This is a genomic window from Streptomyces sp. GC420, from assembly GCF_009916105.1.
GTDB lineage: Bacteria > Actinomycetota > Actinomycetes > Streptomycetales > Streptomycetaceae > Streptomyces.
This window is the reverse complement of the sequence record NZ_JAAAXQ010000298.1, coordinates 1-10,422: the sequence shown is the minus strand read 5'-3', so window position 1 is coordinate 10,422 and position 10,422 is coordinate 1. Positions and strand designations below refer to the sequence as shown.

General features: G+C 74.7%; 7 protein-coding genes. 4 read left to right on the top strand and 3 right to left on the bottom strand.

Annotation, left to right across the window (positions count from 1 at the left end; all coding sequences use genetic code 11):
• Positions 1-195 precede the first annotated feature (195 nt).
• From GUY61_RS28435 to GUY61_RS28420, 4 genes are all read left to right on the top strand, one after another.
• Positions 196-1,218 (top strand): LacI family DNA-binding transcriptional regulator, encoded by a 1,023-nt coding sequence (locus GUY61_RS28435; RefSeq protein WP_166633119.1) that lies wholly within the window; start codon positions 196-198, stop codon positions 1,216-1,218.
• Positions 1,219-1,255: 37 nt separating this feature from the next.
• Positions 1,256-1,954 carry an SUMF1/EgtB/PvdO family nonheme iron enzyme gene (locus tag GUY61_RS28430; protein WP_166633118.1) on the top strand — a complete coding sequence of 233 codons (699 nt, stop codon included), beginning with the start codon at positions 1,256-1,258 and terminating at the stop codon, positions 1,952-1,954.
• 154 nt (positions 1,955-2,108) lie between these two features.
• Positions 2,109-2,723: a transposase gene (locus tag GUY61_RS28425; RefSeq protein WP_313896907.1), complete on the top strand. Its 615-nt coding sequence runs from the start codon at positions 2,109-2,111 to the stop codon at positions 2,721-2,723.
• A 29-nt stretch (positions 2,724-2,752) separates the two neighbouring features.
• Positions 2,753-3,445 (top strand): fibronectin type III-like domain-contianing protein, encoded by a 693-nt coding sequence (locus GUY61_RS28420; protein ID WP_313896906.1) that lies wholly within the window; start codon positions 2,753-2,755, stop codon positions 3,443-3,445.
• Between the two features lie 140 nt (positions 3,446-3,585).
• Here the strand turns inward: GUY61_RS28420 and GUY61_RS28415 are convergent, their stop codons facing one another.
• The 3 genes from GUY61_RS28415 to GUY61_RS28405 all read right to left on the bottom strand — a co-directional run bounded on the left by GUY61_RS28415 (position 3,586) and on the right by GUY61_RS28405 (position 9,320).
• Complete coding sequence (locus GUY61_RS28415) at positions 3,586-5,031, bottom strand: aldehyde dehydrogenase family protein (RefSeq protein WP_166633117.1); 1,446 nt, start codon at positions 5,029-5,031, stop codon at positions 3,586-3,588.
• A 508-nt stretch (positions 5,032-5,539) separates the two neighbouring features.
• The gene (locus GUY61_RS28410; RefSeq protein WP_166633116.1) at positions 5,540-7,081 is read right to left on the bottom strand and encodes a PucR family transcriptional regulator; all 1,542 of its coding nucleotides are present in this window, start codon (positions 7,079-7,081) and stop codon (positions 5,540-5,542) included.
• A gap of 205 nt (positions 7,082-7,286) precedes the next feature.
• The gene (locus GUY61_RS28405) at positions 7,287-9,320 is read right to left on the bottom strand and encodes an ATP-binding protein (protein WP_166633115.1); all 2,034 of its coding nucleotides are present in this window, start codon (positions 9,318-9,320) and stop codon (positions 7,287-7,289) included.
• Positions 9,321-10,422 lie beyond the last annotated feature (1,102 nt).

Sequence of the window (10,422 nt, the reverse complement as noted above, 5' to 3'; positions counted from 1 at the left end):
CGGGGGAGGAGGGCCCGTCCATGACCCGCGGAGGGGCCGCAAAGAGGTCGCCGAGGACCTGTAAGAGGGCGGTTGAAGCGCTTCGACTGGGCCTGGACAGGCCACGGTCATCGGTCTACTGTCGAACCACCCTCACCACGTCAGGCCTAGACAGCCCCTGTCGAAGCGCTTCACTACCATCGCCTGGAGAGCTGGATGGTCACCCTCGCCGAGGTTGCCCGGCACGCCGGAGTCTCCGCCAGCACGGTGAGTTACGTCCTCAGTGGCAAGCGGTCGATCTCCGCGGAGACCCGGGAGCGGGTCGAGCGGAGCATCAGACAGCTCGGATATCACCCCAACGCGGGAGCCCGCGCGCTCGCGAGCAACCGCAGCAACATCATCGCCCTCATGGTGCCGTTGCGCACCGACATGTACGTACCGGTGATGATGGAGATCGCGATCGCCGTCGCCACCACTGCCCGGACCCACGGGTACGACGTGCTGCTGCTCACCGGCGAGGAGGGCCCGGCGGCCGTCCGCCGGGTCACGGGCAGCGGGCTCGCCGACGCCATGATCCTGATGGACGTCGAACTGGAGGACGAACGGCTGCCGCTGCTGCGCGAGTCCGACCGGCCCGCCGTGCTGATCGGGCTGCCGGGCGACACCACCGGACAGACCTGCGTCGACCTCGATTTCACGGCCACCGGCGCGCTGTGTGTGGAGCACCTGGCCGGTCTCGGCCACCGGGAGATCGCGGTGGTCGGCGAGGCCCCGGCCGTGTACGAGAGGCACACCGGCTTCGCCGAGCGGACCATGGACGGGCTGCGCTCCAGGGCCGCCGAGCTGGGGCTGCGGCTCCTGCACCGGCCCTGCGAGGGCTCCTTCGACGCGCTCGCGGGAACGCTCGCCCGCATCTACGACGAACGGCCGGGCACCACCGGCTTCATCGTCCAGAACGAAGCCGCCGTCGAGCCGCTGCTCGGGCTGCTGCGGCAGCTCGGGCGGGCCGTGCCGGAGGACGCCTCGGTGGTCGCGATCTGCCCCGACCAGGTGGCCACGCAGGCGTCGGTGCGGCTGACGTCGGTCGCCATCCCGGCGCAGGAGATGGGGCAGCGGGCGGTGGAGCTCGTCGTCGCGAAGCTGGAGGGCCGGGACCGCGACGAAGTGGTCCTGCTGCCGCCCCAGTTGACGGTGCGATCGAGTTCGGGCCCGGCACCGGTGCGCGCCGCGGACGGCTGAGCCGGTTCCGAGGGGGCGTTGGTACGATCGTCCGCCCATGGACACGAGCGCAGCAGTCGCGACCACCGCCGTCCCCGGGGGACGGGTGACCCTGTCGGACCGGCGCACGCGGCGCAGTTGGACGGTGGAACTCACCCCTTACCGGCTTTCGGTCGCGCCGATCACCCAGGAGCGGTACGCGCAGGTCACCGGCGGGCGGCCGAGCACCGCGCAGGGCGACCGGCTGCCCGTCGAGAGCGTCTCCTGGCTGGACGCGGTCCGGTTCTGCAACGCCCTCTCCGAACAGGAGGGACTGGCGCCCGCGTATCGCCTCCACACCGGTGACGAGTCGGTCGAGTCGGTCGAGTCCGTCGAGTCCGTCGAGTGGGACGTCTCCTCCGGCGGATACCGGCTGCCGACCGAGGCCGAGTGGGAACACGCGTGTCGCGCCGGCACCGCCGGCGCGCGGTACGGGGAACTCGACGAGATCGCCTGGCATCGCGGCAACTCGCGCGAACGGATCCACGAGGTGGGCGGCAGGCAGCCCAATGCCTGGGGCCTGCACGACATGCTGGGCAACGTCTGGGAGTGGTGCTGGGACATCTACGACGCCGAGGTCTACGGCAGCTACCGGGTGCTGCGCGGCGGCGGGTGGTTCGACGAGCGCTGGAGCTGCCGGGCCTCGGTGCGCCGCCGCAGCCATCCGACCTTGCGGATCGACGACGTGGGCTTCCGCGTCGCACGGTCCGGCCACTGACCGCCGGGCCGCGACCGAGCCCCGGCGCCCGCGGACCCGGCGCTCCGCGTACGCCCGGACGCCGGTCGGCGCATGGCGGGGAGCCGCCCGGCGAGGGGCGGCTCCCCGCCCGGGCCGGGCCGGGGATCAGCTGCCGGAGACCGTCAGGCTGTTCGTGACGAAGTCCAGGCCGCCGGAGGAGCTGTTGCCCACCGGTGCGGTCGTCGGCATCGACGTGGGCACCGTGCACTTCCTCACCACCTCCGAGGGCGAGCACGAGCCGAACCCGCGCTTCCTCGCAACCGTGGCCGAAGAACTCGCCGAAGCTCAGCGGCACCTCGCGGCGTTCCCGAAGCGCACCCGGCAGCGCACCAGGGCGCATCGGGCCGCCGCCCGCAGGGTCGCCAGGCCGCACGCCAGGATCCGGCGGAAGCGCCTGGACTTCCACCACAAGACCGCCCGCGCGCTCATCGCCGACAACGACGTGGTCGCTCACGAGCGGCTGAACACGGCCGGGATGACCAAGAGCCCGGCACCCAGGCCCGACCCCGGGAACGACGGTGCGTTCCTCCCGAACGGTGCCGCCGCCGAGGCCGGGCTCAACCGAAGCATCCTCGACGCGGGCTGGGGGCAGTTCCTCGCGATCCTGGCGAACAAGGCTGCAAGTGCCGGTCGCCTCGGGACTACGACGTCGTCGGCTCCCGCCAGACCCACCTGTACTTCGACGGGGAACCGCTGTACTCCTTCGGCCACGGCCTGTCGTACACGTCGTTCAGCTACGAGGAGCTGACCGTCACGGAGGACGGGGACGCGCTGGAGGTGACGGTCACGGTCACCAACTCCGGTGCGCGGGACGGCGACGAGGTGGTGCAGCTCTACGCACGGGCCGTGGACCCGCGGGTGCCGCGCCCGCACCGGGCGCTGGTCGCGCACGAACGCCGCCGGCTGGCCGCCGGGCAGTCCGGCACCTTCCGCTTCCGTGTGCCGCGCGGGGAACTGGGCCACTGGGACGTGGCGCACGGCCGGTGGACCGTGGACCCCGGGACGTACGTCATCGAGGCCGGCGCGTCGAGCGCGGACATCCGGCTCGGCAAGGAGATCACCGTGGACGGACCGGCGCCACGGCCGCGCCCGGTACTCGAAGTCGGCCTCCGGGCGGCCGATTTCGACTCGGCGCACTCCGTGTCCCTGGTGGACCTCAGCAGGGTCTCGGGGGACGCGGTGGCCGCCCACGAGGACGTCGCCGGGCAACTCCTCTACCGGGGCTGCGACTTCGGTCCGGCACCCGGCCCGGGCGACGTCCTGGTGGAGACGGCGGGCGGGGGCGGCACGGTAGAGCTCCATCTGCCGGACGGCACGACGGTGGCCGCCGTCTCCGTACCGGCGACGGGCGGCCCCTACACGTACACCGCCACCGGCGGCGCACTCGCCGCCCGCCCCACGGGCGTGCACGACCTGCATGTCACGCTGCGCGGGGCCCTGAGACTGGCCCGCCTGGGCTTCTGCGGCTGAGGGTCCGTCAGAGGCCCCGGCGGGCCGCCCCACGGCAGCGGGGCCCGGCGGCGTGCCGGGCCCCGCTGCCGGTTCCGGTCCGGTTCGGCCGGATCGGGGTCCCGGGGTCGCCGGACCGGGGAACCCCGGGCATCAGGAACTCAGAGCTGGAGGCCCGTCAGCACCATGACGCGCTCGTAGGTGTAGTCCTCCATCGCGAAGCGGACACCCTCACGGCCGACGCCGGACTGCTTGGCACCGCCGTACGGCATCTGGTCGGCGCGGTAGGACGGGACGTCGCCGATGACCACACCGCCGACCTCGAGCGTCCTGTGCGCCCGGAACGCGGTCTGCAGGTCGTGCGTGAACACACCCGCCTGGAGCCCGTACTTGGAGTCGTTGACGGCGTCGAAGGCGGCCTGTTCCCCATCCACTTTCTTCAGCGTGAGGACCGGGCCGAAGACCTCCTCGCAGGAGATGGTGACCTCGGCGGGCACATCGGCGAGCACGGTCGGGGCGTACGACGCACCCTCGCGCTTGCCGCCGGTCAGCAGCCGCGCACCGGCCTTCACGGCCTCGTCGACCCAGGATTCGACGCGCTTGGCGGCGTCCTCGCTGACCAGCGGGCCGACATCGGTGGCATCGTCCGAGGGGTCGCCGGTGACCTGCGCCTCGACGGCCGCGACGACCTTCGGGACCAGCCGGTCGTAAACGCTCGCGTCGGCGATCACGCGCTGCACGGAGATGCAGGACTGGCCGCCCTGGTAGTTGGAGAAGGTCGCGATACGGGTCGCGGCCCAGTCCAGGTCCTCCTCCGAGGCGAAGTCGGCGAGGACGACCGCGGCCGCGTTGCCGCCCAGCTCCAGGGTGCAGTGCTTGCGCGGCACCGAGTCCATGATCGCGTAGCCGACCTTGTCTGAACCGGTGAAGGAGATCACCGGCAGCCGCTCGTCCCTGACGAGGGCGGGCATCCGGTCGTTCGGCACCGGCAGCACCGACCAGGAGCCCTCGGGCAGGCCGGTCTCGGCCAGCAGCTCGCCAAGGACCAGCGCGGACAGCGGGGTCGCGGGGGCCGGCTTGAGGATGATCGGGGCGCCGACGGCCAGCGCCGGGGCCACCTTGTGGGCGCACAGGTTCAGCGGGAAGTTGAACGGCGCGATCCCGAGGACGACGCCCTTCGGGAAGCGCCGGGTGAGCGCGAGCCGGCCCACGCCGCCGGCGTCGGTGTCGAGGCGCTGCGCCTCGCCGCCGTTGAAGCGGCGGGCCTCCTCGGCGGCGAACCGGAACACGGACACGGCGCGGGCGACCTCCCCGCGCGCCCACTTGACCGGCTTGCCGTTCTCGGCGGAGATCAGCTGCGCGATCTCCTCGGTGCGCTCGACGAGCCGCTTGGAGACGTGGTCGAGAGCGGCGGCCCGTACGTGCGCGGGCGTGGCGGCGAAGGCGTCGCGCGCGGCGTACGCGGCGGCGACGGCCTCCTCGACCTGCGCCTGGGTCGGGACCGCGGCCCTGCCGACCACCCGGCCGTCCCAGGGTGAGGTGACGTCGAAGGTCTCCTCGCCGGTGGCCTGACGGCCGGCGAGCCAGAAGGCATGGGTGGAAGTCACAGCGGATCCCGGCCCTTCCGAGTGTGGGGTTGATCTGTCTGCGTCCACGGTAGGGCCGTACGGGTGAGCGGGGGCTTGTCCACGATGGAGCGGAAGCGGTGACCCGTGCTCCACAATGGACGACGCGCACGCCCTGACCACGGCGCGTTCCCAGCCGCCCCGCAGCCCCCACTCTGCCCCGGGCAGCGGCGTGGTCGGCGTGGCCGCGACGGCGCCGACGGGCCGGAACGCCGGCCCTCGCGGCCACACGGCAGGCGGGCCCGGCCGCAGACGGTGCCCGCCTTGCACACCAACGCTGCGCGCGAGCACCTCGGCGCACTCGTGGACGCCGGCCCGGCCGCCGGCGAGCGGGCCGCCGCAGCCGAACCCACGGGCACGCCCTGCCCCGCACCACCGCAACTGCACCGGTACGCGGATACACCGCTCCCGCCTCCGTGCCCGGTTCCGGCATCGGCGAGGCGGGCGCCGTCCGCGCGCGGACGGCGAGGTCGACGGCACATCCTCACTGTCAGTCCTCGGTGCCCGTCGCCTTCAGGGCGAGCCACAGCTCCATGCGGGCGTCCGGGTCGTCCAGAGAACGGCCGAGGATCTCCTCCACGCGGCGCATCCGGTAGCGCAGGGTGTGCCGGTGCACGCCCAGGTCCGCCGCGGCGGCGTCCCACTGGCCGTGGTGGGAGAGCCAGGCGCGCAAGGAGGCGACGAGATCGCCGCGGCCCCGCGCGTCGTGCTCGCGCAGGGCCCGCAGCATGCCGTCGGCGAAGGCTCGCACGGCGTCGTCGGCGAGCAGCGGGAGCAGCGAGCCCCCCGCGAGTTCCTCGTGCTCGACCAGCGCCCGGCCCCGCCTGCGGGCAACGGAAAGGGCCTGCTCCGCCTGCCGGTAGGCGGCCGCGGCACCGATCGGCCCCGCGGGTGCCGAGACCCCGAGGACGGCGGCCGTCCGCTCGCCCAATCCGGAGCATGCCGCGGCGACCGCCCCGCCGTCCGCGGCGAGGAGTACCAGCCGCCCGCTCTCCGGCACCACCAGCAGCGTCTCCCCCGCGCGTGCCGCCGCGGCCTCGAGCGAGTCCGTGACCTCGGCGAGGGCCTCGGCCGCACCGGGCTCCGCCGGTTCCACGGGTTCGGCGACGACCAGCCGGAAGGGCGCGTCGAGCAGGTTCCCGTACAGCTCGCCCGCCACGGCGCGGGCGTGGTCCGGCTCGCCGGCCAGCAGCATGGCGAGGACCGCCGCGCCGAGCCGCTGTTCCGCCGCACGCAGGGCGCGGGACCGCTCCGTCGTCAGGGTCAGCAGGGCGACCGCGGAGTGCAGGGCGTACCGCTCCGCGGTGCCGAGGGCGGCCGCGGTGCCGACGGCGAGGACTCCGCCGACCCGTTTCCCGGTGCCCAGCGACTGGAGTTCGACCCGGTCCTCGCCGCCGTCGACGACCGCGCTGGTCGGCGCGGGCCGCCCGCGCAGCCGTTCGACGTCGTCGGTGAGGCGGGCGGCGCGGCGGGCCGCCCAGTCGGGTGCGGCGGCAGTTAGGGCACCAGAGGCGTCGTAGAGCGCGGCCCAGCCGTCGATCTGCGTAGCGAGCCGGGCCAGCAGTTCGCCGGGCCCGTCCGCGGACAGGGCGGCCCGGGTGAGGTCCCGCTGGGCCTCGAAACCCGCGGTCACCGCGCGGTACTGATCGGCGGCGATGGCCGCGGAGACGGCCTTGCTGATGGCGAGGAAGGGGGTGCGCCGCGGTACTTCGAGCAGCGGCAGCCCTTCTTCCCCGGCGGCGGACAGCAGCGCCTGCGGCACTTCGTCGTAGTGCACGCCGACGGCGAAGCCCAGCCCCGCCACCCCGGCGCCGACCAGCCGGCGTACGTACCGGCGCATCGCCTCCGGGTTCTCGGCGTCGAGCTTCATGGCGGTGACGAGCAGCAGCTCGCCGCCCTCCATGTACGGCACGGGGTCGGCGAGTTCGCTCGCGTGCGCCCAGCGGACGGGCGTGTCGAGGCGGTCCGCGCAGGCGCGCACGGTGAGCCTGAGCGCGGAGTGCTGGACGAGCGAGGCGAGCGTCGGCGGCATGAGCCTGAGAGACCTTCGGCGTCGGTGGAGAGCTTCGGATTTCGCCGTACCGTATGAACGGCTACCGCCGATTCTGCCTCAACGTAACGATCCCTTGCGCCCTCGCACCCTTGCGCCCTCGCACCCTCGCACCCTTGCGCCCTCGCACCCTCGCGCCCTCGCGCACGGTCACCGGATGCCGCGGCCGGCCGCCGCCCGCCCGGGTTCAGTTCCGCAGATCCACCAGCAGCGGCGGCGCGTGCTCACCGCGCACGGTCGTCAGGGACACCACCGCGTGCCCCGGCGGCACCGCGTGTGCCAGGTCTGAGGCGGACCAGCGTTCCCGCTCGACCTGCCGCACGGTGACCGACTCCGCGGTGACGTGCTTGCCCGTGACGACCCGGCGGATGAAGTGGACGGCCTTGCCGAGCGGTTCTTCGGAGATGATCTGCCGGTTGGTGATGTCCCGGGCCTCGACCCACTCCTTGCCCCATACGTCGGCGAAGTGCTGCCCGTCCCAGGTGGTGACCCCAGACAGCGCCATCCGGCAGCCCACGGCGCCGAGCAGCGCGCTGCGCAGCGGGCCGGGTACATCGTCGAGCGAGCGGAGCGTCATGACCACCCCCGCGTTCGCCGACCGCAGCCGCTGGATGCCGCGCACGGCGTTCGTGGTGACGGTGTGCGAGGCGTCGTCGAGGACGAGGCAGGCGAAGAGAGAGCGGTCCTCGCGGGCGGCGGCGCTCTCCGTGAACTGGGCGAGCACGAGGCGGGTCAGGATCCGGCAGGCGTCGGAGTGGCCCCGTTCGGGCAGGTCGACACGGACCCGGACCGGGTGCTCCAGCGAGCGCAGCGAGAAGGGGCGGCTGCGGCCGGTCGTGTCGAAGAAGCCGCTGAAGGCGGGCCGGTCGAGCAGCGCGATGCGGTCCGCGAGCAGGACGCCAGGGTCGCCGTGCGAGCCGGCCTGGCGTTCCCTGGCGTCGAGTTCCCGTTCCAGGGAGCGGTTGCCCGCGGCGCGCAGCCCTTCCCTGAGCTCGGCGATCGCCTCGGGCGCGCCGTCGAGGAGTTCCCGCAGTTCCGGGACGGAAGGGAAGCGGCCGTGGACGGCTCGGAAGGGGCCTAGGAGCTGTCCGAGTGCGGTGGTGGCACGGCGTCCGCCGTCCTCGGCGAGATCACCGACGAGCGCCTCGGCGAGGATTCCGGCGGCCTCGTCGGGGTCGGCGGTGCCCCCGTACAGGTCGAGGTCGTGGACGGAGTCGGGATGGCCGACGCGCACCACGACGTCGAAGTCGGCGGCGGGCCCGCGCCCGGCCCCGGCCGCGCCGACGACGACGACGGCCGCGCGGTTGGCCAGCGCCTGGAGGCACAGCGACTCGACGACCGGCCACACCAGCCGTCCGGTCTTGCCGGAACCGGCGGGGCCGACGGCGAGCAGTGAGGTGCCGAGGAGTTCGGGCCCGAGGGCGAGGCCGGTGCCCCGGTGCTGGTAGGGGTTGCGCGGGTCCTCGGCGGTCGTGCCGAGGCGTACCTGCCGTACGGCCAGGTCGTGCGCGGCGGCCCTGGCCGGCAGGTCCCGGGCGCCGGACGGGTGGGCGCACGCCCCCGAGCCGTCACGCAGGACGGCGTCGGTGAAGGCGCCGAGGGTGTTGCGGCCGGACCGTACGGACTCCCAGGCGCGCTCGATCCTGCTGTGGTCCACGTCGTTCATCAGCCCGGCGCGGGCGTCGCCCGCCAGCCGCTCGGCCGCGTCCGCGGCGCCCGCCGTGCGCAGCTGCGGCCACTGGGCGGGATCCTCCTGCGGCGCGGGCGGCTGCGTGGCGGCGTCCTGCTCCCGTACGCGCCGCAGGGCTGGGGCGCCGTAGCGCCGCCACACCTCGGCCCACCGGCCGAGGCGTCCGAAGACGACGAGGAAGCCGATGACCCACGCGGCGACGTAGACGTACTGCGCGACGGCGAAGGCGATGACGGGTTCGCCGTCGTGCGAGACCCGCCAGTCGTCCGGGAGGACGGCCAGCAGCGGCCAGAGCCAGTAGTCACCGAGGTAGCCGTTCCACAGGAGCGACCAGAGCAGCCAGCCTGCCAGGAAGGCGATGAGCGCGCCCGCGAGCAGCTGTCGACCGGGCACGCGGTCGGGCTCCTCCGGGGGCTTCGCCTTGTGCCCGTACCGCCAGATGCCGGGGGCGGCCTCGGGGCGCGGTGCGCGCAGCCAGGCGAGGAACCCCTCGCCCGCGGCCAGGGGCGGCCGCTGCGGCGGCGGAGGCACCACCGGCTGCTGCCCGGCCCCGGCTCCCGTTGTCCCGGCACCGCTCCACGCGGTCCCCCGGGTCCCGGCACCGCTCCATGCACCGCCGGACGTCCCGGGGCCGCCCACGCCCTGCGCGGGCAGTCCCGGATCCGCGGGCCCCGGTGGCAGGCCGGCGCTGCCCCAGTCACCACTCACCGGCCCGGCAGGCCCGGCACCGCTCCCGCCCTGCGGGGACACCCCCGGCACGTCCCCGGCCGCCCCGGCAACCGCGTACGGAGACGGCCCAGGCTCCGCGGGCCCCGGTGACCGGCCGCCTCCGCCCGGCGGTGGCGGGACGGGCACCTCTCCGGCCTGCGCGCGCGGCACCGGTTCCACGGCCGAGCCGGGTCGCGTCGTCGGCACCCCGGGGGACGAGGCGTCACCGCCCCACGCCGCTCCCGCGGAGACGGCCCCGCCCTCCTCCGGGCCCTCGGAAACCCGGGCGGGCCCGGGCTCTCCGGTCCGGCCGTCGGAGCCCCCCCCGGCTGTCGGGGCCGGACCGTCCGGAGTTGCCGGACCGGCCATCGGGGCCGAGGTGACCCGTGGAGGGCGGGCGGGGAGCAGCCCCGGCGGAGCCGGGCCACGCACTGCCCGGGTCGCGCGCGCCGCCCGCGGCCGGCGGAGCAGCCGACGCCGGGCCGGGCCGCCCGGCCGCCGGAGCGGACCGTCCGGGCCACGGCTCGGCGGACGGCGGCGGCGGGACGGGGCCGCGTCGGCCGGTGTCCGGCCAGGGCGGCGGCCAGGCGGGGCCGGTCCGTGTGCCGCGCGGGTCGTGCGTGCCGTGGGTGTCCATGCGGTGTCCCTTGCCCCCTGACCAGCAGGTCCGTTCGTGCGTACGCCTCGTACACGTGCCGTCGTTCAATGTAGTGCTCGGGCACGGGTAGTTCACCGATACCGGGCCCGCGAGGCGCGGCAGCGCCGGACGCCCGGAAGGAGCCGCACAGCATCCGCACAGCACCGCGTAGGGCAGCCGGGTGACACCCGCACGGCACCCGCGCCGAGCGCACGCGGACCCACGCCTTCTATGTCCGCCGCGGACAAGGCGCGCCCCCCACTGCTCCCGAACGGAACATGCCGACCC

Excerpts from the sequence above, each read along its gene's own strand:
- GUY61_RS28435 (WP_166633119.1), top strand. The coding sequence starts at position 196 with ATGGTCACCCTCGCCGAGGTTGCCCGGCACGCCGGAGTCTCCGCCAGC.
- GUY61_RS28430 (WP_166633118.1), top strand. The coding sequence starts at position 1,256 with ATGGACACGAGCGCAGCAGTCGCGACCACCGCCGTCCCCGGGGGACGG.
- GUY61_RS28410 (WP_166633116.1), bottom strand. The coding sequence starts at position 7,081 with ATGCCGCCGACGCTCGCCTCGCTCGTCCAGCACTCCGCGCTCAGGCTC.